General features: G+C 71.7%; 21 protein-coding genes. 14 read left to right on the forward strand and 7 right to left on the reverse strand.

Annotation, left to right across the window (positions count from 1 at the left end; genetic code table 11):
* Nucleotides 1-54: 54 nt before the first annotated feature.
* Nucleotides 55-441, forward strand: coding sequence for a peptidase inhibitor family I36 protein (locus CHF15_RS00775; RefSeq protein WP_089221612.1), 387 nt, complete (start codon nucleotides 55-57; stop codon nucleotides 439-441).
* An 80-nt stretch (nucleotides 442-521) separates the two neighbouring features.
* Here the strand turns inward: CHF15_RS00775 and aceE are convergent, their stop codons facing one another.
* Nucleotides 522-3,263: a pyruvate dehydrogenase (acetyl-transferring), homodimeric type gene (gene aceE / locus CHF15_RS00780; RefSeq protein WP_089221613.1), complete on the reverse strand. Its 2,742-nt coding sequence runs from the start codon at nucleotides 3,261-3,263 to the stop codon at nucleotides 522-524.
* Nucleotides 3,264-3,669: 406 nt separating this feature from the next.
* Here aceE and CHF15_RS00785 point away from each other — a divergent pair, with 406 nt between their 5' ends.
* The 6 genes from CHF15_RS00785 (at nucleotide 3,670) to CHF15_RS00810 (ending at nucleotide 7,968) form a co-directional block, all read left to right on the forward strand.
* Nucleotides 3,670-4,110, forward strand: a complete 441-nt coding sequence (locus CHF15_RS00785; protein ID WP_026250565.1) for a DUF3052 domain-containing protein — start codon at nucleotides 3,670-3,672, stop codon at nucleotides 4,108-4,110.
* Between the two features lie 137 nt (nucleotides 4,111-4,247).
* Nucleotides 4,248-4,706 carry a peroxiredoxin gene (locus CHF15_RS00790; protein WP_089222146.1) on the forward strand — a complete coding sequence of 153 codons (459 nt, stop codon included), beginning with the start codon at nucleotides 4,248-4,250 and terminating at the stop codon, nucleotides 4,704-4,706.
* Nucleotides 4,707-4,779: 73 nt separating this feature from the next.
* Nucleotides 4,780-5,355 (forward strand): TerD family protein, encoded by a 576-nt coding sequence (locus tag CHF15_RS00795; protein ID WP_089221614.1) that lies wholly within the window; start codon nucleotides 4,780-4,782, stop codon nucleotides 5,353-5,355.
* Nucleotides 5,356-5,418: 63 nt separating this feature from the next.
* Nucleotides 5,419-5,994 carry a TerD family protein gene (locus CHF15_RS00800; protein ID WP_089221615.1) on the forward strand — a complete coding sequence of 192 codons (576 nt, stop codon included), beginning with the start codon at nucleotides 5,419-5,421 and terminating at the stop codon, nucleotides 5,992-5,994.
* 16 nt (nucleotides 5,995-6,010) lie between these two features.
* Nucleotides 6,011-7,153, forward strand: a complete 1,143-nt coding sequence (locus tag CHF15_RS00805) for a DUF475 domain-containing protein (RefSeq protein ID WP_089221616.1) — start codon at nucleotides 6,011-6,013, stop codon at nucleotides 7,151-7,153.
* 83 nt (nucleotides 7,154-7,236) lie between these two features.
* On the forward strand, nucleotides 7,237-7,968 hold the full coding sequence (locus CHF15_RS00810; protein WP_089221617.1) for a TerD family protein: 732 nt from the start codon (nucleotides 7,237-7,239) through the stop codon (nucleotides 7,966-7,968).
* A gap of 25 nt (nucleotides 7,969-7,993) precedes the next feature.
* Here CHF15_RS00810 and CHF15_RS00815 read toward each other — a convergent pair whose 3' ends face one another.
* Nucleotides 7,994-8,911, reverse strand: coding sequence for a TerD family protein (locus CHF15_RS00815; protein WP_089221618.1), 918 nt, complete (start codon nucleotides 8,909-8,911; stop codon nucleotides 7,994-7,996).
* Between the two features lie 228 nt (nucleotides 8,912-9,139).
* On the opposite strand from CHF15_RS00815, the gene CHF15_RS00820 reads away from it, so the two are divergent.
* The 3 genes from CHF15_RS00820 to CHF15_RS00830 are packed head-to-tail and all read left to right on the forward strand — an operon-like array spanning nucleotide 9,140 to nucleotide 13,580.
* On the forward strand, nucleotides 9,140-10,306 hold the full coding sequence (locus CHF15_RS00820; protein ID WP_089221619.1) for an HpcH/HpaI aldolase/citrate lyase family protein: 1,167 nt from the start codon (nucleotides 9,140-9,142) through the stop codon (nucleotides 10,304-10,306).
* A 29-nt stretch (nucleotides 10,307-10,335) separates the two neighbouring features.
* Nucleotides 10,336-12,756 (forward strand): phosphoribosyltransferase, encoded by a 2,421-nt coding sequence (locus tag CHF15_RS00825; protein WP_089222147.1) that lies wholly within the window; start codon nucleotides 10,336-10,338, stop codon nucleotides 12,754-12,756.
* Nucleotides 12,753-13,580: an HAD family hydrolase gene (locus CHF15_RS00830; RefSeq protein WP_089221620.1), complete on the forward strand. Its 828-nt coding sequence runs from the start codon at nucleotides 12,753-12,755 to the stop codon at nucleotides 13,578-13,580. Before CHF15_RS00825 ends, CHF15_RS00830 begins: the two co-directional genes overlap by 4 nt.
* Here CHF15_RS00830 and CHF15_RS00835 read toward each other — a convergent pair.
* On the reverse strand, nucleotides 13,561-14,205 hold the full coding sequence (locus tag CHF15_RS00835) for a nucleoside/nucleotide kinase family protein (protein ID WP_089221621.1): 645 nt from the start codon (nucleotides 14,203-14,205) through the stop codon (nucleotides 13,561-13,563). The two genes, CHF15_RS00830 and CHF15_RS00835, sit on opposite strands and share 20 nt — an antisense overlap.
* Nucleotides 14,206-14,227: 22 nt before the next feature.
* Here CHF15_RS00835 and CHF15_RS00840 point away from each other — a divergent pair, with 22 nt between their 5' ends.
* Both CHF15_RS00840 and CHF15_RS00845 read left to right on the forward strand, forming a co-directional pair.
* On the forward strand, nucleotides 14,228-14,887 hold the full coding sequence (locus CHF15_RS00840; RefSeq protein WP_089221622.1) for an O-methyltransferase: 660 nt from the start codon (nucleotides 14,228-14,230) through the stop codon (nucleotides 14,885-14,887).
* 20 nt (nucleotides 14,888-14,907) lie between these two features.
* Nucleotides 14,908-15,132, forward strand: a complete 225-nt coding sequence (locus tag CHF15_RS00845) for an FmdB family zinc ribbon protein (RefSeq protein ID WP_179279600.1) — start codon at nucleotides 14,908-14,910, stop codon at nucleotides 15,130-15,132.
* A gap of 726 nt (nucleotides 15,133-15,858) precedes the next feature.
* On the opposite strand, the gene CHF15_RS00850 is transcribed toward CHF15_RS00845, so the two are convergent.
* The 3 genes from CHF15_RS00850 to CHF15_RS00860 all read right to left on the reverse strand — a co-directional run bounded on the left by CHF15_RS00850 (nucleotide 15,859) and on the right by CHF15_RS00860 (nucleotide 19,520).
* A complete protein-coding gene (locus tag CHF15_RS00850) occupies nucleotides 15,859-17,103 on the reverse strand; it encodes a hypothetical protein (protein WP_089221624.1) in 1,245 nt (414 codons plus the stop codon).
* 90 nt (nucleotides 17,104-17,193) lie between these two features.
* Nucleotides 17,194-17,961: a DUF4097 family beta strand repeat-containing protein gene (locus CHF15_RS00855; RefSeq protein WP_089221625.1), complete on the reverse strand. Its 768-nt coding sequence runs from the start codon at nucleotides 17,959-17,961 to the stop codon at nucleotides 17,194-17,196.
* 137 nt (nucleotides 17,962-18,098) lie between these two features.
* Nucleotides 18,099-19,520: a family 2B encapsulin nanocompartment shell protein gene (locus CHF15_RS00860; protein ID WP_089221626.1), complete on the reverse strand. Its 1,422-nt coding sequence runs from the start codon at nucleotides 19,518-19,520 to the stop codon at nucleotides 18,099-18,101.
* Nucleotides 19,521-20,043: 523 nt separating this feature from the next.
* Here CHF15_RS00860 and CHF15_RS00865 point away from each other — a divergent pair.
* Both CHF15_RS00865 and CHF15_RS00870 read left to right on the forward strand, forming a co-directional pair.
* Complete coding sequence (locus CHF15_RS00865) at nucleotides 20,044-20,712, forward strand: DedA family protein (RefSeq protein ID WP_089221627.1); 669 nt, start codon at nucleotides 20,044-20,046, stop codon at nucleotides 20,710-20,712.
* A gap of 118 nt (nucleotides 20,713-20,830) precedes the next feature.
* Nucleotides 20,831-21,508 carry a hypothetical protein gene (locus CHF15_RS00870; protein ID WP_089221628.1) on the forward strand — a complete coding sequence of 226 codons (678 nt, stop codon included), beginning with the start codon at nucleotides 20,831-20,833 and terminating at the stop codon, nucleotides 21,506-21,508.
* A 40-nt stretch (nucleotides 21,509-21,548) separates the two neighbouring features.
* On the opposite strand, the gene CHF15_RS00875 is transcribed toward CHF15_RS00870, so the two are convergent.
* Nucleotides 21,549-21,830, reverse strand: coding sequence for a DUF2087 domain-containing protein (locus CHF15_RS00875; RefSeq protein WP_089222148.1), 282 nt, complete (start codon nucleotides 21,828-21,830; stop codon nucleotides 21,549-21,551).
* Nucleotides 21,831-21,870: the final 40 nt, after the last annotated feature.

Here is a 21,870-nt window from a genome sequence, read left to right on the forward strand (position 1 = left end):
CCCGGGCCTCGGCGTTCACCGTGGAGCTCCGACCACCACGGGGGAGTGATCCACATGCGCAGTGCCGTCCTGACCGCCCTGACCCTTGCCCTGACCGCGGCAGCCGCGGCCCTGGCCGCCCCGGCGCCGCCCGTCGCGGCCGCTCCCGCGGCGGCCGGCCCCGCAGGGCGCTGCGACCCCGGGGAGCTGTGCCTGTGGGGCAAGCCGGGCTACCGCGGGGCACGCCTGGTGCACGAGCTCGCCGACACCGACGTCAACTCCTGCGTGCCACTGCCACCGGGGGCCTCCGCGAAGTCGTTCGTCAACCGGACCCGCAAGCTCGTGACGACCTATCAGAGCGCCGAGTGCTCCACCGAGGGCGACTTCGAGACGTTCCCCTCCGGTACCTGGGTGCCGGAGTCCCGGCACACCGTCCGCGCCTTCCAGATCGTCGACCAGTGACACGAGCCCGCGGGAAGCCGGGAAAGGCCGGGGCCCCCGCCGCGCGGAAGCGCGACGGGGGCCCGGTCGGGACGACGGTGTTACGCGTCGCCGCCCGCGGCACCGGGGTCGGCGGCGGCGACGTCGAGCAGCTGGTAGCGGTCGATCGCCTGCTTCAGCACGGAGCGGTCGATCTTCCCCTCCTTGGCGAGCTCGGTGAGCACGCCGAGGACCACCGACTGGGCGTCGATGTGGAAGAACCGGCGCGCCGCGCCACGGGTGTCGGCGAAGCCGAAGCCGTCGGCGCCGAGCGACTGCCAGGTGCCCGGCACCCAGCGGGAGATCTGGTCCGGGACGGCCCGCATCCAGTCCGAGACGGCCACGAACGGGCCCTCGGAGCCGCTGAGCTTCTGCGTCACGTACGGGACGCGCTGCTCCTCCTCCGGGTGGAGCAGGTTGTGCGCCTCGGCCTCCACGGCGTCGCGCCGCAGCTCGTTCCAGGAGGTCGCGGACCACACGTCGGCCCGGACGTTCCACTCCTCGGCGAGGATCCGCTGGGCCTCCAGGGCCCACGGCACGGCCACGCCGGACGCCAGGATCTGCGCCGGGATCGCGCCCGCCTCGCCCGTCCGGTACCGGTACAGGCCCTTGAGGATGCCCTCGACGTCCACGCCCTGCGGCTCGGCCGGCTGGACGATCGGCTCGTTGTAGACGGTGAGGTAGTAGAAGACGTCCTCGTTCGCCTCGGGGGTCCCGCCGTACATGCGGCGCAGACCGTCCTTGACGATGTGCGCGATCTCGAAGCCGAACGCGGGGTCGTACGCGACGACGGCCGGGTTGGTCGAGGCCAGCAGGTGCGAGTGGCCGTCGGCGTGCTGCAGGCCCTCACCGGTGAGGGTGGTGCGGCCCGCCGTGGCGCCCAGCACGAAGCCGCGCGCCAGCTGGTCGGCCATCTGCCAGAACTGGTCGCCGGTCCGCTGGAAGCCGAACATCGAGTAGAAGACGTAGACCGGGATCAGCGGCTCGCCGTGGGTCGCGTAGGACGACCCGGCGGCGATCAGCGAGGCGGTGCAACCCGCCTCGGAGATGCCGTCGTGCAGCATCTGACCGGTCGGGGACTCCTTGTACGCCAGCAGCAGCTCGCGGTCGACGGACTCGTACGTCTGGCCCAGCGGGTTGTAGATCTTGGCCGACGGGAAGAGCGAGTCCATGCCGAAGGTGCGGTACTCGTCCGGCGCGATCGGCACGAAGCGCTTGCCGATCTCCTTGTCCCGCATGAGGTCCTTCAGCAGCCGGACGAAGGCCATCGTGGTGGCGATCGTCTGGTTGCCGGAGCCCTTGCGGGTGCCCGCGTAGGCCTTGTCGTCCGGCAGCGCCAGCGGCTTCGCGCGCACGACGCGGGTCGGGACGTAGCCGCCCAGGCCCTTGCGCCGGTCGTGCATGTACTGGATCTCCTCCGAGTTCCGGCCCGGGTGGTAGTACGGCGGGGCGCCGGACTCCAGCTCCTTGTCGGAGATCGGCAGGTGCAGCCGGTCGCGGAAGCGCTTGAGGTCGTCGACCGTCAGCTTCTTCATCTGGTGGGTCGCGTTGCGGCCCTCGAAGTTCGGGCCGAGCGTCCAGCCCTTGACGGTCTGGGCCAGGATCACGGTCGGCTGGCCCTTGTGCTCACGGGCCGCCTTGTACGCCGCGTAGATCTTGCGGTGGTCGTGGCCGCCGCGGCCCAGGTGCAGGATCTGGTCGGCGGTGAGGCCCTCGACCATCTTCCGCAGCCGGTGGTCGTCACCGAAGAAGTGGTCGCGGATGTACTCGCCGGTCTCGGTGGCGTAGGTCTGGAACTGGCCGTCGGGCGTGGTGTTGAGCTTGTTCACCAGCACGCCGTCGCGGTCCTGCGCGAGCAGCGGGTCCCAGGTCCGGTCCCAGATCAGCTTGATGACGTTCCAGCCGGCGCCGCGGAACTGCGACTCCAGCTCCTGGATGATCTTGCCGTTGCCGCGCACCGGGCCGTCGAGCCGCTGCAGGTTGCAGTTGACGACGAAGGTGAGGTTGTCCAGGCCCTCGCGGGCGGCCAGGGAGAGCTGGCCGAGCGACTCGGGCTCGTCCATCTCGCCGTCGCCGAGGAACGCCCACACGTGCGACTGCTCGGTGTCGGCGATGCCGCGAGCCTGCAGGTAGCGGTTCATCCGGGCCTGGTAGATCGCGCCCAGCGGGCCGAGGCCCATGGAGACGGTCGGGAACTCCCAGAAGTCCGGCATGAGCCGCGGGTGCGGGTAGCTCGACAGGCCGTACGGCGCCTTGGACCTCTCCTGGCGGAAGGCGTCGAGCTGGGTCTCGGAGAGCCGGTCCAGCAGGAAGGCGCGGGCGTACACGCCGGGGGAGGCGTGGCCCTGGAAGAAGATCTGGTCCCCTCCCTTGCCGTCGTCCTTGCCCCGGAAGAAGTGGTTGAAGCCCACGTCGTACAGGGAGGCAGAGGAAGCGAAGGTGGCGATGTGCCCGCCGACGCCGATACCCGGCCGCTGCGCCCGGGACACCATGACCGCCGCGTTCCAGCGGGTCGCGTTGAGGATGCGCCGCTCGATGTCCTCGTTGCCGGGGAAGAACGGCTCGTCCTTGGTCGCGATGGTGTTGACGTAATCCGTGCTGCGCATCTCGGGCACGGCAACCCGCCGCTCGCGGGCTCGCTCGATCAGGCGGAGCATGAGGTAGCGGGCGCGCTCGCGTCCGCGTTCGTCGACGGCGGCGTCAAGCGAGTCGAGCCATTCCGCCGTCTCCTCGGGATCGAAATCCGGGACCTGGCTGGGAAGGCCGCCAATGATGATCGGGTTGCGATCTGATCCGGAAGCCACGCTATTCCTTCGCTTCTAGGGTCTTGCTCTGCTGGGTCGCGCCGCCTCCATCGTGTACCGCGCGTTCGGGATACGTCATCTCTACTGAGTGGTAACCATCACTAAGTGAGACAGACCCCTCTTACAGACCCTCTTGAGGCTCTCGCATGGCTGTCCGGTGGCCGTTCGACCAAACCGCAACTCTACGCCCACTCGGACGTACGACCGACCGCAACCCCGATTCGGGAGAAACCCTGGCATAGTGGAGTGAGCCACGTCACCCCTCACGGTTCGGGTTGCGGTGACACGTCAACGTTTGGGCGGGATGGGCGGCTGGGTACTTGCGCGAACCGCCGCGCCCGTGTGGACTACCGCCCATAACCCCGCACAGGAGCGGGAAGACAACCCCCATGACAGGAGGCAGAGCGTGAGCGCGACCGCGGGCCACGCGGAGGAGCAGACCAACCCGGCAAGCCGGCTTGGTTTTGAGCCCGGACAGGTGGTCCAGGAGCTCGGCTACGACGACGACGTCGATCACGAGCTCCGTGAGGGTATTGAGGGGATCACGGGCGAGGAACTCGCGGACGAGGAGTACGACGACGTCGCCGACGGCGTCATCCTCTGGTTCCGTGATGATGACGGCGATCTGACCGACGCCCTGGTCGACGCCACGTCCGCCATCGACGAGGGCGCCCAGATCTGGCTCATGACCCCGAAGACCGGCCGTGACGGGCACGTCGAGCCGAGTGACATCGGAGAGGCCGCGCAGACCGCCGGCCTGGCTCAGACCAGCAGTGTCAACGTCTCCAAGGACTGGACCGCCAGTCGTCTGGTGACTCCCAAGACGGCGAAGGCCGGCAAGCGCTGAGCCCTGCCGACCGGCACCGCGCCCCCGTGACCGAGCGTCGCGGGGGCGCGGTGCGTTGTGTGCCCGTGGCGGTGCGAGACTGACGGCGGGGCCCGGCCGCGGGTCCCGTCACCGTCCACCGGAGAGGTGTGTCCACCATGGCGCTCGCCGTAGGCGACCAGGCCCCCGACTTCGCGCTGCGGGACCAGCACGGCCGGACCGTGCGGCTGTCCGACTTCAAGGGCGCCAGGAACGTGGTGCTGCTCTTCTTCCCCTTCGCCTTCACCGGGGTCTGCACGGGCGAACTGTGCGCGCTCCGCGACGAACTGCCGGCCTTCCAGAACGACGACGTCCAGCTGCTCGCGGTCTCCAACGACTCGATGCACACCCAGCGCGTCTTCTCCGACCAGGAGGGCCTGGAGTACCCGCTGCTGTCCGACTTCTGGCCGCACGGCGAGGTCTCCCGGGCCTACGGCGTCTTCGCCGAGGACAAGGGCTGCGCGGTGCGCGGCACCTTCGTCATCGACAAGGAGGGCGTGGTCCGCTGGACCGTCGTCAACGGCCTGCCGGACGCCCGTGACCTGAACGACTATGTCAAGGCGCTCGAAGCCCTGTAGTCCCGGGGAACCGGGTACTAACCTCAGGGCGTTGATCCTGATACGAGCAGCACGCGATGACATGGGAGGACCCGTGGGAGTCAGCCTCAGCAAGGGTGGCAACGTATCGCTGACGAAGGAGGCCCCCAACCTCACGGCCGTCATCGTCGGCCTCGGATGGGACGCCCGCACCACCACGGGCTCGGACTTCGACCTCGACGCCAGTGCCCTGCTCACGGGCACCGAGGGCAAGGTCCTCTCCGACCAGCACTTCGTCTTCTTCAACAACCTCAGGAGCCCCGACGGCTCCGTGGAGCACACCGGTGACAACATCACCGGTGAGGGCGAGGGGGACGACGAGCAGATCAAGGTGAACCTGGCCGGTGTGCCGGCCGAGGTCGCCAAGATCGTCTTCCCGGTGTCGATCTACGACGCCGAGACCCGTCAGCAGTCGTTCGGCCAGGTGCGCAACGCGTTCATCCGCGTCGTCAACCAGGCCGACGACAGGGAACTGGCCCGTTACGACCTCACCGAGGACGCCTCGACCGAGACGGCGATGGTCTTCGGAGAGCTGTACCGGCACGGTGCGGAATGGAAGTTCCGGGCCATCGGCCAGGGTTATGCGTCCGGCCTGCGCGGCATCGCGCAGGACTTCGGCGTCAACGTCTGATTCGCCGGGGTCGCGCGGTCCGCGTCCGGCGGACCGCGAGCCCCCGCGGGGGAGGAGAACAGCATGGGCGTGACGCTCGCCAAGGGGGGCAATGTCTCCCTCACCAAGGCCGCACCCAATCTGACCCAGGTCCTGATCGGGCTCGGCTGGGACGCGCGCTCCACCACCGGCGCGCCCTTCGACCTGGACGCCAGCGCCCTGCTGTGCGCCTCGGGCCGGGTGCTCGGCGACGAGTACTTCGTCTTCTACAACAACCTCAAGAGCCCGGAGGGCTCGGTCGAGCACACCGGCGACAACCTGACCGGTGACGGCGACGGCGACGACGAGGTCCTGCTGGTGGACCTGTCGGCCGTACCCGAGCGGGTCGACAAGATCGTCTTCCCGGTCTCCATCTACGAAGCCGATGCCCGCGGCCAGACCTTCGGTCAGGTCAGCAATGCCTTCATCCGGGTGGTCAACCAGACCGACCAGAGCGAACTGGCCCGCTACGACCTCTCCGAGGACGCCTCGAGCGAAACGGCGATGATCTTCGGCGAGCTGTACCGATACGGCGGCGAATGGAAGTTCCGAGCCGTTGGCCAGGGGTATGCATCAGGGCTCCGGGGCATCGCCCTAGACTTTGGGGTCAACGTTTCGTAAAGGGATTGGATATCCAGTGCTCCTCCGAACTTTCGGCTGGTCGTTCGGTGTCACCGCCGCCGGCCTCGCCCTCGCCGGTTATCTGTGGGGTGCGGAGGGGCTTGCCCTCGTCGCCATCCTGTCGGTGCTGGAGATCTCGCTCTCCTTCGACAACGCGGTGATCAACGCCGGCATCCTGCGGAAGATGAATGCCTTCTGGCAGAAGATCTTCCTCACCATCGGCATTCTGATCGCCGTCTTCGGCATGCGCCTTGTCTTCCCGATCATCATCGTGTCGATCACGGCCAAGCTGGGACCCATCGAGGCCATCGACCTGGCGATCAACAACAAGGAACAGTACGAGCACCTCGTCACCTCCGCGCACCCGGCGATCGCCGCGTTCGGCGGGATGTTCCTGTTGATGATCTTCCTCGACTTCATCTTCGAGGAGCGTGAGCACAAGTGGCTCGCCTGGCTGGAGAAGCCCCTCTCCAAGCTCGGCAAGCTCGACACGCTCTCCGTGGTCGTCGCCCTGGTCGCCCTGCTGATCACCGCCACCACCCTCGCCACCGCCGTCCCGCACGGCGGCGGCGACAAGTCCTCCACGGTGCTGCTCTCCGGCATCGGCGGCCTCATCACCTACCTCGTCGTCGGCGGCATCTCGAGCTACTTCGAGGACAAGCTGGAGGACGAGGCCGAGGAGGCCGACGAGGAGCTCGAGGAGATGAGCTCGGGCGGCAAGCCGGCCGGCAGTGGCGCATCGGCCGTGGGCCTGGCGGGCAAGGCGGCGTTCTTCCTCTTCCTCTACCTCGAGGTCATCGACGCGTCGTTCTCCTTCGACGGCGTCATCGGCGCGTTCGCGATCTCCAACGACATCTTCATCATCGCCCTCGGCCTCGGCATCGGTGCGATGTACATCCGGTCGCTCACCGTCTTCCTGGTCCGCAAGGGCACCCTGGACGACTACGTCTACCTGGAGCACGGCGCGCACTACGCGATCGGCGCGCTGGCGGTCATCCTCCTGGTCACCATCCGGTTCGAGATCAACGAGGTCATCACCGGCCTCATCGGCGTCGTCCTGATCGGCGCCTCCTACTGGTCGTCGGTGGTGCGAAACCGCCGTCTCGGGGAAAGCTCCGAGCAGCGGGACGACAAAGCGGAGGTGACGAGCGGGGTCTGACCCCCGTCTCGTCACGGCAAACGGCTCACGCCGCCCCTCGCCGACCCGGCGGGGGGCGGCCTGCGTCCTGGGGAGGGACGGACATGTGGAACTTCCTGCGGCCGAGCGGCGGCATCAACACGCAGTTCGACATGGCGAACGCGCACACCATCGAACTCACCCGGCGGCACCAGGTCGTCTCGCTGTCCAAGCAGGGCGCGGCCGTCGGCAATCTGCGCATCAACCTGTCCTGGCAGATGCGCACCTCCGACACCGGCGGTTGGAACCAGCGCAGCGGCTCCTGGCTGAGCCGCCAGATGCACCTGTTCAAACCGGAGCCCGTGCAGGCCGCCGGCCCCGCCATGGTCAACGTCGACCTCGACCTGGCGTGCATGTACGAGCTGACCGACGGCACCAAGGGCGTCGTGCAGCCGCTCGGCAACTTCCTCGGCGACCTCGACGCCCCGCCGTACATCCAGATGACCGGCGACGACCGCTTCGGCGGCTCGTCCGGCGAGACGCTCTACATCAACCTCGACAAGCACGAAGAGTTCAAGCGCATGCTCGTCTTCGTCTACATCTACGACGGCACGCCGGCCTTCGACCGCACCCACGCCAAGGTGGAGATCTTCCCCAGTTCGGGCCCGCGGATCGAGATCCTGCTCGACGAGCGCGAGCCGCAGGCCCGCTCCTGCGCCGTGGTGCTCATCGAGAACAAGAAGGGCGACCTGACCGTGCGCCGCGAGGTGAAGTACGTCTACGGCTTCCAGGCCGAGCTCGACCGGCTCTACGGCTGGGGCCTGCAGTGGGGCCGCGGCTACAAGACCAAGGTCTGACCGCGCGGCCCCCTGCCGGGAACGCTCAGCGGCGTTCCTGGAACTGCGGGCCCATCGGCGGCAGCCGGAACCCCTGCACCGGCTGCGGGTAGCCGTACGCGGGAGCGGGGGCCGCGGCGGTCGGGGCCGGCTGCTGCGGCGGGTAGCCGTAGCCGGGGGCGGGTGCGGCCACGGTGGGCTGCGGCTCCTGGGGGTAGCCGTACGCCGGGGCGGCCACCGTCGGCTGCGGCTCCTGCGGGTAGCCGTAGGCGGGCGGCGCGGTGGGCTGCGGGGGCACCGGCGCCGGGGCCTGCAGGGTGTACGCGTCCGGCTCGCCGGTCACCGCGACGGTCGGCGGCACGGGCTGCGGCGCCGGGGCCTCGCCCTCGGGCCGCGGCGGCGGCGCCTCGTCGAGGTCGCCCTCCTCCACGGTGATGCCGAACTCGGTGGCCAGCGCCTCCAGCCCCGAGGCGTAGCCCTGCCCCAGCGCACGGAACTTCCAGCCGCCCGCCCTGCGGTACAGCTCGCCGCAGATCAGCGCCGACTCGTCGCCGGTGTCCGGGACGACGTCGAAGAGCGCCAGCGGCTCGGCGTCGGAGCCCGCGGCCGTGTCGTAGAGCAGCACCGTCAGGTCGGAGACGAGGGCGAAGGGGCCGCCGTCCGAGGAGGCCGCGACGACCACCCGCTCCACGCCCGCCTCGAGCGCGGTCAGGTCCACCTCGACCGCGTCCGTCAGCCCGGCCGGCTCGCTGCGCTTGGGCAGGTGCCGGGCGGCGCCCCCGGGGTGCCGGGGCTGGTTGTAGAAGATGAAGTCCTCGTCCGAGCGCACCCGGCCGTCCGCGCCCAGCAGCAGCGCCGAGGCGTCCACGTCCGGCACACCCGCCCCCGGGCTCCAGCGGAGCACCGCCCGCACCGCCGAGGCCGTCACCGGGATGTTGGAGCCCTTCACCATCGCCTGCGTCATGCGCGTAATCCTGCCCTCCCGGGGGCCGCGTCCACAACGCGGGGCGTGTGACGGGTGTGCCGGAGGGGAGAGATGCGGACAGGCCGACATGTACCGGACCCGAGGGGGTTACCTGATTTTCACGTACGCCGGGAACGTCCGCAGGGGGCTCGCACGTACGATAATCGGCCACACGGCGTCGGGGGACGCTTCCCACCTCTCCAACCACCACCTGCCACGGGGGAACGCATGCGCCACTTCGGGCACCTCGCACCGGACGTACGGAACGAGCTCTTCCACCGGGAGCCCGCGGAGTTCACCGCGGCCTCACCGGCCGGCACGCTGGCCGTCGCCCTCGGCGCCACCCTCTACTGCCCGGCCACCCGCTCGCGGCTCGCCGACGACGTGCTCAAGCAGGCCGCGCGCGGGGTCGTCTCGATGGTGCTGTGCCTGGAGGACTCCATCGACGACCGCGAGGTCGAGACCGCGGAGGAGAACCTGGTCCGCCAGTTCGGCGAACTGTCCCACCGGATCCCCGACGGCGACCCCCCGCTGCTCTTCATCCGCGTCCGCACCCCCGGCCAGATCACCGACCTCGTGCGCCGGCTCGGCGACGACGTCCGCCTGCTCTCCGGGTTCGTGCTCCCCAAGTTCACCGAGGAGTCCGGGGTCCCCTTCCTGGAGGCCCTCGCCGCCGCCGAGGCGGACTGCGGACGGCGGCTGTTCGCCATGCCGGTCCTGGAGTCCCCGCAGCTGCTCCACCTGGAGACCCGCACCGAGACGCTGTACGGCATCTCCCGCACCGTCGACAAGTACCGCGACCGCGTCCTCGCGCTGCGGCTCGGCGTCACCGACTTCTGCTCCGCCTACGGGCTGCGCCGCTCGCCCGACATGACCGCCTACGACGTCCGCATCGTCGCCTCGATCATCGCCGACGTGGTCAACGTCCTCGGGCGCGCCGACGGCACCGGCTTCACCATCACCGGACCGGTCTGGGAGTACTTCAAGCACTCCGAGCGCATGTTCAAGCCACTGCTGCGGCAGAGCCCCTTCATCCCCGCGGCCGTCGACCTGCGCGAGGCCCTGATCCAGCGGGACATGGACGGGCTGCTCCGCGAGATCGAACTGGACCGGACGAACGGCCTGCAGGGCAAGACCTGCATCCACCCCTCGCACGTCCAGCCCGTGCACGCGCTCAGCGTCGTCTCCCACGAGGAGTGGAGCGACGCGGCCGACATACTCCACGAGGACCGCAGCGGCGGGGGCGTGCTGCGCTCGGCCTACACGAACAAGATGAACGAGGTGAAGCCGCACCGCGCCTGGGCCGAGCGCACCGTGCGGCGCGCCGAGGTCTTCGGCGTGGCACGGGAGGAGATCGGCTTCGTCGAGCTGCTCTCCGCGTGCGTGCCGTCGTGACCGGCCACGAGAGGGAGAGTGCCGAGCGCATGGCAGTAGAGGACGTCTGGTCCGGGCAGTGGGTCGCCGACCGGCTCGGTGTCACCCTGCGGGGAGAGGGCCTGAGCGGACTGCTCGGCCTCGCCCTGCGCCGCAACCCCAAGCGGGCGCACCTGCTGGTCTCCAATGTGCTGGGCAAGCACGTGCCGCAGCGCCCGCAGGTCGTCTACGACGCCGGGTACGGGCTCGGCGTGCGTGTGCGAGAGCTGCTCGGCGAGGAGGAGGCGGCCCGGGCCGTGGTGCTCGGCTACGCCGAGACCGCGACCGGCCTCGGGCACGCCGTGGCCGACGGCGTCGGCATCGCCCCGTACCTGCACTCCACGCGGCGCCCCGTCCCCGGGGTCGAGGCGGTCGGCGGCTTCGAGGAGGAGCACAGCCACGCGACCTCGCACCTGCTGCTGCCCGAGGACCGCGGCCTGCTGGCCGGGGACGGGCCGCTGGTGCTGGTCGACGACGAGTTCTCGACCGGCCGGACGGTGCTCAACACGGTGCGCGCGCTGCACGCCCGCCACCCGCGACGCCGGTACGTCGTGGTCGCCCTGGTCGACATGCGCTCGGAGGCCGACCGCGCACTGCTCGCCCGCTTCGCGGCGGACCTCGGCGCGGGCGTCGACGTCGTCGCCCTGGCCTCGGGCACGGTCGGCCTGCCGGACGGGGTGCTGGAGCGGGGCCAGGCGCTGGTGGCCGCGCACGGCGCCGCGGCACCCGCGCGCCCGGCCGCGGCCGCGGCGCCGCACCGGGTGCACCTGGACTGGCCCGCCGGGCTGCCCGACGGCGGCCGGCACGGCTTCACGCCCGTACACCGCGCGCGGCTGGAGGCGGCGCTGCCCGCGATGGCGGCCCGCCTGGCGGAGGGCCTGGGCGTCGTCGGCGACGGCCCGGCACCCCGCGTCCTCGTCCTCGGCAACGAGGAGCTGATGTACGCCCCGCTGCGGCTGGCGCAGGCCCTCCAGGACGCCCTGCCCGCCGTGGAGGTGCGCTTCTCCACGACGACCCGTTCGCCGGTCCTGGCCGTGGACGACCCGGGGTACGCGATACGTACCCGGATCACCTTCCCCGACCACGACGACCCGGCCGACGGGCCCGGTGAGCGCCACGCGTACAACGTGGCGGGCGCGGGCTTCGACGCCGTCGTCGCCGTCGTGGACAGCGCGGGCGACACGCCCGCCCTGCACGCTCCCGGAGGGCTGCTCGCGCAGCTCGCCGGCCACACCGAAAGGCTCCTGCTGGCCGTGGTGCCCTCGTACGAACCCCGCCCGCCCGCCCCGACGCTCCCGGAGCCGCTGCGCGGGCCCGCGTTCTCCTCGTACGCGCCCGACGAGGTCGGCTGGCTGCTGAAGGACCTCTCCGACGTCGAGCTGGAGGCGCCCACCGAGGAGCGCGAGGAGGCCATCCAGAGCGGCGGGGCGCACTACGCGGAGTCGCTGCCGGTGGAGTACCAGCCCAGCGCGGAGTACCAGGAGCTGTTCCGGAACGCGCTGGCGGACTCCGCCGGCCGGATCGCCCGCGCCGTCGGCGCCGTGACCGAGCTGGTGCTCGCCGAACGCGGCCCGCAGGCCGTCCTGGTGTCGCTGGCCCGCGCGGGCACCCCCGTCGGTGTGCTGATGCGCCGCTGGGCCCGTCACGCGCACGGCCTGGACCTGCCGCACTACGCCGTGTCCATCGTCCGCGGCCGGGGCATCGACACCACCGCCCTGCGCTGGCTGGCCGAACACCACGACCCCGCACGGGCGGTGTTCGTGGACGGCTGGACGGGCAAGGGCGCCATCACCCGCGAACTGGCCGACGCCGTGGCCCCGTTCGGGGGCTTCGATCCGGAGATCGCGGTGCTGGCCGACCCCGGGTCGTGCGTCCGCACCTTCGGCACCCGCGACGACTTCCTCATCCCGTCCGCGTGCCTGAACTCCACCGTCTCCGGCCTGGTCTCGCGCACCGTGCTGCGCGCCGACCTCATCGGCCCCGACGAGTTCCACGGCGCCAAGTTCTACCGCGAGCTGGCCGGTTCGGACGTCTCCGGCCTCTTCCTGGACGAGGTCTCGGCCCGCTTCGGCGCCGTGGCCGACGAGGTCGCCCAGGACGTCAAGGAACTCCAGGCCGGCGACCGCACGCCCACCTGGGAGGGCTGGGCCGCGGTCGAGCGGATCAGCGAGGAGTACGGGATCGGGGACGTCAACCTGGTCAAGCCGGGCGTCGGCGAGACCACCCGGGTGATGCTGCGCCGCGTGCCGTGGCGGGTGCTCGCCCGGCGCGGCGCGGGAGCCGACCTGGCGCACATCCGGCTGCTCGCCGAGCAGCGCGGCGTCCCGGTGGAGGAGGTGGACGACCTGCCGTACTCGTGCGTCGGGCTGATCCACCCGCGCTTCACCCGGGGCGCGACCGGCACGGACGGCAAGGCGGTGGAGGCCAAGTGAAGCAGCGCCCGGAGATCGTGAAGTCCCTCGTCGCCAGCGACCTGGACCGCACCCTCATCTACTCGCCGTCGGCCCTGGCCCTGTCCATGGCCGACGAAGAGGCGCCGCGGCTGCTGTGCGTCGAGGTGCACGAGGGCCGGCCGCTGTCCTTCATGACCGAGACCGCCGCCGCGCTGATCCAGCGGCTCGCGGCAGCCGCCGAGTTCGTCCCGGCCACGACCCGCACCCGCAAGCAGTACCGGCGCATCAACCTGCCGGGCCCGGTCCCGCGGTACGCGATCTGCGCCAACGGCGGGCACATCCTGGTCAAGGGCCACACCGACCACGAGTGGAACGCCGAGATGCGCCGCCGCCTCGCCGAGGGCTGCGCGCCGCTGGACGAGGTCCGCGCCTACATGGCCCGCACCGCGGACGAGTCCTGGCTGCGCAAGGAGCGCGTCGCCGAGGAGCTGTTCGTCTACCTGGTCGTGGAGCGGTCGCTGCTGCCCGAGCTCTGGGTGAAGGACCTCGCCGAATGGGCGGACGAGCGCGGCTGGACGGTGTCTCTGCAGGGCCGCAAGATCTACGCCGTGCCCAAGCCGCTCACCAAGTCCGCGGCCCTGGCCGAGGTCGTCCGCCGCACCGGCGCCGACCACGTGCTCGCCGCGGGCGACTCCCTCCTGGACGCGGAGCTGCTGCTCGCCGCCCACACCGCCTGGCGTCCCGGCCACGGCGAACTCGCCGACACCGGCTGGGGCGCGCCGCACGTCGACGCGCTGGCCCTGCCGGGCGTCGCGGCGGGGGAGGAGATCCTGCGCCGGATGCTCAGCGTGGCGCGCCGCTGACCCCGTCCGGCCGCACCACCCGCGTGCACGCGCTGCGCGTCGCCTCGACGCGCAGCGCGTTCGGCCGTTCGCTGGCCTCGATGAAGGCCCGGGCCTCCGTATCCGTGCGACCGCCCGTCACATGCCGTGCCAGCAGCCGCTCCTCGCGGACCGCGGGATCGGCCTCGACGAACCACAGCTCGTCCAGCAGGTCCCTGACCTCGTGCCAGCCGGCGGCGTCGTCGGCCAGGTAGTTCCCCTCCGTCACCACCAGCCGGGCCTGCGGCGGCACGGCGATCCCCGCCGCGACCGGCTCGTCCAGGGCACGGTCGAAGTCCGGCGCGTAGACGGTGCGGTCACGTGACGAGCGCAGCCGCCGCAGCAGATGGACGTAGCCGTCCACGTCGAAGGTCTCCGGCGCGCCCTTGCGGCCGCGCAGCCCCAGCCGGTCCAACTGGGCGTTGGAGAGGTGGAAGCCGTCCATCGGCACGTACGCCGCCGTGCCCGCGCCGAGGCGCGCGTCGACCCCCTCCACCATCGCCCGGGCCAGGGTCGACTTGCCCGCCGCGGGCGCGCCCGCCAGCCCCAGCAGCACCCGCCTGCCTGGCATGCTGGGCACCAGGGCGAGGACGTCATCCACGTACATGCCGCCACCTTAAGGAGCAGCCGTGCCCGAGACCAAGAACCCGCAGCTCACGCCCGAACTGTACGCGTATGTCCTCGACCACAATCCGCCCCTGGACCCGGTCCAGGAGGAGCTGGTGGAGATCACGCGCGCCCGCTTCGGCACCGCGGCGGCCATGCAGTCGGCGCGCGAGCAGGGCCCGCTGCTGGCCTTCCTGGTCCGGCTGACCGGGGCGCGGCAGGTCGTCGAGGTCGGCACCTTCACCGGATTCTCCGCGCTGTCCATGGCGCAGGCGCTGCCCGCGGACGGGCGGCTCATCGCCTGCGACATCTCCGAGGAGTGGACCGCGGTCGCACGTGAGGCCTGGGCCAAGGCCGGTGTCGCCGACCGTGTGGACCTGCGGATCGCGCCCGCGCTGGACACACTGCGGGCGCTGCCGCGCGAGCCGTGGATCGACCTCGTCTACCTCGACGCCGACAAGGGCGGCTACGTCGACTACTGGGAGGAGCTGGTGCCGCGGATGCGGCCCGGCGGGATCATCGCCGCCGACAACACGCTCTTCCACGGGCGGGTCGTGGACCCGCGCCCCACGGGTGACACGGCGGGGATCCGGGCGTTCAACGACCGTGTCGCGTCCGACGGGCGCGTCGAGGCGCTGCTGCTGACGGTGGCGGACGGGCTGACCCTGGCGCGCAGGCTGTGAGCCGTGGTTAATCTGTGCCCATGCCCCGTTACGAGTACCGCTGCCGCTCCTGCGGCACCACGTTCGAGCTGAGCCGGCCGATGGCCGAGTCCTCCGCGCCCGCGGAGTGCCCCGCCGGGCACGACGACACCGTCAAGCTCCTGTCGACGGTCGCGGTCGGCGGCACCGCCGCCGGCTCCGCGGCGACGGCCCCTCGCCCGGCCGCGGGCGGCGGGGGCTGCTGCGGCGGCGGCTGCTGCGGCTGAGGGGCCGCGGGATGCGGTGACGCCGGCGGGAGTGCTGCCGGCGGTGGTGGTTCGGCTGTCCCGCCGTCTCGCGCCCTTCGGGTGCAAAGCGGCCGGCTGCGGACGGGGAGGGTGGATGCCTGGGGCCGGCCTTCGCTGTGCGGGCGGTGGGCGGCCGGGGGCCAGGCGCCGGAGCGGGGCCGGTTGTTCGTACGGTGCGGTCTTGTTGCCGTCCGCGGGTGCGGATGGCTGGTTGCCACGCCCACCGTTCGTGGGTGGTTCGCCCGCCGCAACCGGCGTCTGCGGGTGATTCCCCGACATCGGGTTCTGTTCCGCCGTGTATGCCGGCGAAAGCGAGCCCGATGTCCCTCAGCTCCCTCAACAGCACCCCGAAGCACCCGCAGACGCCGGTCACGGCGGCGCGCCCACCACCGGGGGTGGGCGTGGAAGCGACCGACTGCACCCGCGGACGGCAACGAGACCCCCGCCAACGGAAAGGCGACCGGACCTGCGCCACACCCGCAGCCCGCTGCTTTGCGCCCGAAGGGCGCGGGACGGCGGGACAGTCGAACGGGCGGGGGCGGTCAGGGGCGTTTCGAGGCGCGGTCCTCGCGGATGGCGGCGGCGACCCGGGCCGCTGTGCCGCGTACCGCCGGCCGGCCAAACGCCCCACTCTCCCCTTCCGTAGCCCGCATCCTTGCACCCGAAGGGCGCGAGATGGCGCGGACAGCCGAACGGCCGGCGCGGTCAGGGCCGCCCCGTGGCGCGGTCCTCGCGGATCGCGGTGACGACGCGGGCCGCCGTCTCGCGTACCGCCGCCGTCTCCGTGAGGAAGTGCCACCAGTCGGGGTGCCGGCCCTGGAGGCCTTCGACGGCGCGGTCGAGCCGGGCGACCGCCTCGTCGAGGGGGCGCGCGTGCCGCTGCTCCGGTGTCGTACGGCCCTGCATGGCCAGCCGCTGCGCGTCCCGGACGGCGAACCGGGTCCGCTCGATCTCGCCCTGCGGGTCCTTGCTGACCTCGTTGAGCCGCCGCAGCCGGTCCCCGGCCGCGGACACCGCCGCGTCGGCGTCGTCGAGCAGCGCCCGTACCGTGCCGAGCAGGGCCGTCGCGTCCGGCCAGCGCTGCTCGTCCCGGGCCTTCGCGGCCTCCTGGAGCTTCTGTTCCGCGCGGCCCACGGCCTCCGTCGCCCGCTCCGGCACGTGCTGCAGGTCCTGCCAGCACGCCATGCTGAAGCGGCGGCGCAGCTCGCTGAGGACCGGATCGACGCCCTCGGTGCGGGTGGCCAGGGCCTGGGTCCGGGTGCGCAGCGACACGATCCGCTTGTCGATCTCACGGGCCCGCTCGGGCAGCCGCTCGGCCTCGGCGCGGATGGCTTCGGCCGTGCGCAGCACCTCGTCGCCGCGGCGGATGGTCTCCTGGACGCCGTGCGTTCCGGCGCCCTGGTTGAGTTTGGTCAGTTCCGGGCCTAGGGCGGCCAGCCGGGCCGCGAGGTCGTCCGCGCGAAGGCCCGAGGCCCGTACCGCGTCCAGTGCGTTGGACGCGGCGAGCAGGGCCTGCCGGGCCCGTTCCACGGCCGGGGCGAGACGGGCGAGCTGGGTCTCGGCCTTGTCGAGCAGCGGGCCGAGCCCCCGGGCGAAGGCGTCCAGGTCCTTCCTGGCACGGACCAGGTCGTCCTTCGCCTTGGTGAGCTCGGTGCGGGCACGGGCCGCGGTGGCGGCCTCCAACTCGTCGCGGTCCAGGTCGTAGGCGTCGACCGCCGCGATGTAGGCGGCGCTGACCTGGTCGATGCGTTCGCCGAGGGCCCGGAAGTCCTCGCTCGCGCGCCGCGCGGCGGGGGAGCTGTCGACCGCGGTGATGGTCTCTATGGAGATGACCAGGTCGCGCTGGGCCGTGTCCAGCTCGTAGAACGCCTCGGCGGCGGCGTCCTTCGCGGCCTGGGCGTCGGCGCGCAGATTGTCCCCACGCCGCCACCACGAGCGTGCCGTCGTCACAGTCGCCCTCTCCCGCAGGTCCGCCGCCGGTGGTTGTCCGCTCCAGTCTCCCACCTGGCTGGGACGAATACACGGGCCGGGCGGTTGCGGTCAGCGGCCGGCTTCCGTGACGCTCACCGAGCCGTCGCCCGTACGGACCGTCACGACGTGGCCGCTGGTGTCGTCACGGGGAACGTCGACACTGACGTGCCCGTCGCCCGAGCGCGCGGAGACCCTGTAGTTCTCGTGGGGCAGCGCGACGCTGACCCGGCCGTCGCCGCTCGTCGCCTCGACGAGGTCGGGCACCTTGTCGAAGGCCAGCTTCACCGAGCCGTCCGAGGTGTGGGCGCTGACCTCGCGGGAGCCGATGCCGCCCGCGTCGATCCGGCCGTCACCGCTGGAGAGCCGGAGCGGTCCGGTCACGTCCCGGACGACGACCGAGCCGTCGCGGGTGGTGAGCTTCAGCGGGGTGCTGAAACCGCTCGCCTCCACGCTGCCGTCGCCGTTGACCACCGTCAGGCGGACCCCGCGCGGCACCAGCACCTCGTGGCGCACCGAGCAGTTCTGCACCGCGCCCTGGCACTTGGTGCGGAAGGTCAGGGTGTGGCCGTGCATCGACCAGGTGGCCTTCGGGGTGTCGCCGAACACGGCCCAGCCGTCGAACCACCGGGTGACCCGGACCTCGTCCACGTCGGCCGGCCGCACCACGACCTTGCTGTCGGAGGAGTCGATGGTCAGCTCGCTCCCGTCGAGCGCGAAGCTCTTGCGCTCCGGCTCGCTGTCGTCGGAGGCGTTCGCGCAGGCGGACGCCGTACCGATCAGCGCCACGACGCCCGCGGCGGCGGCGAATGTCCTCAACGTGCGGGTGCTCTTCGTCATACCCAGGACGCTACGGAGCGCCCGTTGTGCCCGGAATCAGGCCGCCCACCGGAAGCGGGGTGGGGAAAACCCCCGCCCCGTCCGGGGGTTCCGCGAGCACGCGGCCGCCGCTCCCGCCGGCCGCGTGCCGGCCGGGGCTACGCTCCGGGACGTGCGATGTCCACGTTCTCCAGGACGCCGAGGGCGTCGGGGACGAGGACGGCCGCGGAATAGTAGGTGCTGACGAGATAGGAGATGATCGCCTTCTCGTCGATCCCCATGAAACGCACCGAGAGCCCGGGCTCGTACTCGTCCGGAATTCCCGTCTGGTGCAGGCCGATCACACCCTGGTTGTCCTGGCCGGTACGCATCACCAGGATCGAGGTGGTGTTCTCACGGGAGATGGGGATCTTGTTGCAGGGGAGGATCGGGATTCCACGCCACGACGGAACGTGCTGGCCGTGGAAATCGATGCTGTGCGGTACGAGACCGCGGCTGTTGAATTCCCTTCCGATGGCCGCGATGGCCCGCGGATGGGCCAGCAGATACTGGGCGTTGCGGCGCCGGCTGATCAGTTCGTCGAGGTCGTCGGGGGTGGGCGGGCCGGAGTGCGTGGTGATGCGCTGCCGGTAGTCGGCGTTGTGCAGGAGCCCGAACTCCCGGTTGTTGACCAGTTCGTGCTCCTGCCGTTCGCGCAGTGCCTCGATGGTCAGCTTCACCTGCTGCTCGACCTGGTTGTAGGGCTGGTTGTACAAATCGGCGACGCGGGTGTGGACCTTCAGCACGGTCTGGGCGACGCTCAGCTCGTATTCGCGCGGGGAGAGGTCGTAGTCCACGAAGGTGCCGGGCAGGTCCGGCTCCCCGACGTGGCCCGAGGCCAGTTCGATGGCCTTCTCGCCGTACTTGTTCTGTGCCTGCTGGGTTCCGGTGACGAAGCCCGCGACGTGCTCGCGCAGCCCGTCGGCCTGCTGCATGACGGACTGGAAGGCCTGGCGCGGCAGCGCGAGCGCGGTGACCGGGGTGGCCGCCCTGGCGGTGTACTCCCAGGTGCTGTCGGGGCCGGCCAGGCCCTCGGAGCCGAAGTGGTCGCCGTCGGCGATGCTGCCGATCACGCCCTGGCCGTCCCACTTGGCCGGGGCCAGCTTGTTGATCTTTCCGTGGGCGACGAGGAAGACGTGGTCGGCCGGTTGCCCGGCGGCCACGATCGTCTCGCCGGCCGCGTACTCCCGTTGCTCGAACTGCCCGGCGAGCGAGGCCAGTACCGCCTCCTCGGTGAAGCCGCGCAGCAGGGGCAGTTCGCCGAGCTCCGCCGGGATCACCCGGACCTCGGAGCCGGTCTGGATGAAGTCCACCCGCCCGTCGCCCACCGAGTAGCTGAGCCTCCGGTTGACCCGGTAGGCGCCGCCGGCGGCCTCGACCCACGGCAGCACCCGCAGCAGCCAGCGCGACGTGATTCCCTGCATCTGCGGCGCGGATTTGGTGGTCGTCGCCAAATTCCGCGCGGCAGCGGTGCCCAGACTCCGCTGCGACTGGCCGTTCTCCGTCGCCGCCTCCGGCGCGACACCCGGCTCAACCGTCATGAATGGTCCTTCCCTTGCGGCCTGATGGCCCACGCCCACAAAGGCGCGGTTAGAACAATCAATTCACGCTGAAACGAGGTTTGTTGTGCGGTGGTCCCCCTGCCTTCGGCCGCTTTCCTCTCGGAAACTACCCACCGGGCGGAGTGCCCTGCACTCACTCATTCGGGTGAGCGTGGATTTCCGGGCCGCCGGAGCGGGCCGGCCGGTCCGCAGGCGTACTCGTGTGCGACTTCCGGGCGCGGGCCGGCGGGGCGCCGAATGTGTGGCATGTCCATGATGTGAACCGGGACCCGGGCGGAACATCTCGTTCCGGGGACGTTCTGTCCTCCCTCCCGGTTAATCGCGTGCTATTCCCGATGCTCACCATCGAAGATGAGGAAAACGTCACGCGCCCCCGAGGGGATCACAGGAGCATGGCTGGCGTACGCTGTACGGCTGAGAGCGGATCGCAGAAGAACCGCTTCTGCGCGACACCGCCTCACACCCCGAAGGCGCCGCGCACTCGCCGGGAGAGGAGGACGCGGTGTTCATCGGAGCAGGTTCCCTGTTCGATTCACCGTGGATCTACGCCCTGGTAGCCGCATCCATCGTGCTCGACGTCTTCCTGCCGGTGATGCCGAGCGGCGTCCTGCTGATCTCGGCCGTCACGGCGGGCACCGCCGCCGGCGGCAACGACCTCCTCGATGTGCTCGCCCTGCTGATCTGCGCTGCCGTCGCCTCCACCCTCGGCGACCTGGCCGCGTACCGCCTCGCCTGGCGCGGCGGCGACTGGATCGACCAGCACGTGGCGCACTCCCGCCGGCTCTCCACCGCCCAGGAGATCCTCGGCGCGGTCCTGTCCCGCGGCGGCGGCGCGCTCGTCGTGCTCGCCCGCTTCGCCCCGGCCGGCCGCTCCGTCGTCAGCCTCAGCGCGGGCGCCGCGCACCGCCGCATCCGCGAGTTCCTGCCCTGGTCGGCGCTGGCCGGCCTGGCCTGGGCCGCGTACAGCGTCGGGCTGGGTTACGCGGGCGGTCAGTGGCTCGGCGCCGGCTGGCTCGGCACCGCCACCTCCGCCATCGCCCTGGTCGGCTCCGGCTCCCTCGCCGCGTACGTCTTCCGCCGGGAGCGCCGCGCCCAGACGGTCGTCCAGGTGACGCTGCCCGCGCAGGCCGCGGCCACGCCCGAGCGGGCCGCCGTCGCCGAGGCCCTCTGAGCCGTACCGGACCCGCCCCGGGTGGGCGCCGCCGGTGGGCGGCCCCACACGAGCCGTGACAGCATCGGTACGGACATCCACCGGTCTGGGGGGCCAACGGACGGATCGGAGACCCCCGATGCGACTCGGACCGCTCACCGGCTTGGCGGCCGTGATCCTCGCCGCCGTCTCCTACGCGCTCCAGGGGGACACCCCGGGGATCGGCAGTTCCGGGGTCGCGGTCAGGGCGTTCTACCTCACCCACGACACCAGGCAGGGCGTCGGCCTCTACCTGCTGCTCGTCGCCGGACTCTTCCTGGCGTTCTTCGCCGGCTACCTGCGGCACGTCCTGGCCGCGTCCGACCGCACCGGCTGGCTGCCCCAGGTCGCCTTCGCCGGCGGCATCCTGGCCGCCCTCGGCTTCTGGATCAGCGCCGGGCTCACCCTCAGCCTCGTCGAGGCCAGCGACCGCCCCCTGGTCGGCGGGGGCGCGCTCCAGGCACTCAACGCCCTCGGCAGCGACCTGTTCATGCCCATCCTGGCGGGCATCGGCGTCATGCTGCTCGGGGCGGGACCGGCCGTCTCCCGCAGCGACGGCGGTCCGCTGCCGCACTGGCTGGGATGGGCGGCCTTCGTCCTGGGCGTGCTGATGTTCATCCCGTTCGCCGGCTTCATCGGCCTCGGGCTCGCCGGGCTCTGGGTCATCGCCGTGTGCGTCCTGCTGCTCGCGCCGGGGCAGCGGCAGCCCGCGCCGGGCGGTCCCGGCGCCGCCGGTCCCGACGGCCCGGGCCGGCCGCGGGACAGCGCCACCCGCTGACGGCCGGACCGGCCCCGACCGAGTCCGCTCGGGCCTCGGCTCAGCGCTTCCGGCGGTACGCGGACCCGTCCGCCGACCGTTCCAGCCAGCCGCCCTCCACCAGGTAGCGGCGCAGGGCCGCGCAGTCGTCGTGCACCGTCCGCAGCGCCTCGTTGACCTCGCGCTCGTGGTAGTCCCGTCCCGGCCGGAACAGGGTCTCGGTCAGATGCCGCAGCAACTGCTCGCGCCGCGCCGCCCGGCGCGGGACGACCGTGAGCCGCCCCTGCGAGAACAGGGCCGACACCGCATGCGAACCGCTCTCGGGCACAGCGCACTCCTCCAGGTCGGGGACGACGACTCCGCCGGGCAGCGTGACACGCGGG

Source organism: Actinacidiphila glaucinigra (genome assembly GCF_900188405.1).
Taxonomy (GTDB): domain Bacteria; phylum Actinomycetota; class Actinomycetes; order Streptomycetales; family Streptomycetaceae; genus Actinacidiphila; species Actinacidiphila glaucinigra.

Bases quoted from the DNA above. Each gene is read 5' to 3' on its own strand.
- CHF15_RS00790 (WP_089222146.1), top strand. From the start codon at position 4,248: ATGGCGCTCGCCGTAGGCGACCAGGCCCCCGACTTCGCGCTGCGGGAC.
- CHF15_RS00810 (WP_089221617.1), top strand. From the start codon at position 7,237: ATGTGGAACTTCCTGCGGCCGAGCGGCGGCATCAACACGCAGTTCGAC.
- CHF15_RS00775 (WP_089221612.1), top strand. From the start codon at position 55: ATGCGCAGTGCCGTCCTGACCGCCCTGACCCTTGCCCTGACCGCGGCA.
- CHF15_RS00815 (WP_089221618.1), bottom strand. From the start codon at position 8,911: ATGACGCAGGCGATGGTGAAGGGCTCCAACATCCCGGTGACGGCCTCG.
- CHF15_RS00800 (WP_089221615.1), top strand. From the start codon at position 5,419: ATGGGCGTGACGCTCGCCAAGGGGGGCAATGTCTCCCTCACCAAGGCC.
- CHF15_RS00855 (WP_089221625.1), bottom strand. From the start codon at position 17,961: ATGACGAAGAGCACCCGCACGTTGAGGACATTCGCCGCCGCCGCGGGC.
- CHF15_RS00835 (WP_089221621.1), bottom strand. From the start codon at position 14,205: ATGTACGTGGATGACGTCCTCGCCCTGGTGCCCAGCATGCCAGGCAGG.
- CHF15_RS00860 (WP_089221626.1), bottom strand. From the start codon at position 19,520: ATGACGGTTGAGCCGGGTGTCGCGCCGGAGGCGGCGACGGAGAACGGC.
- CHF15_RS00820 (WP_089221619.1), top strand. From the start codon at position 9,140: ATGCGCCACTTCGGGCACCTCGCACCGGACGTACGGAACGAGCTCTTC.
- CHF15_RS00825 (WP_089222147.1), top strand. From the start codon at position 10,336: ATGGCAGTAGAGGACGTCTGGTCCGGGCAGTGGGTCGCCGACCGGCTC.
- CHF15_RS00870 (WP_089221628.1), top strand. From the start codon at position 20,831: ATGCGACTCGGACCGCTCACCGGCTTGGCGGCCGTGATCCTCGCCGCC.
- CHF15_RS00845 (WP_179279600.1), top strand. From the start codon at position 14,908: ATGCCCCGTTACGAGTACCGCTGCCGCTCCTGCGGCACCACGTTCGAG.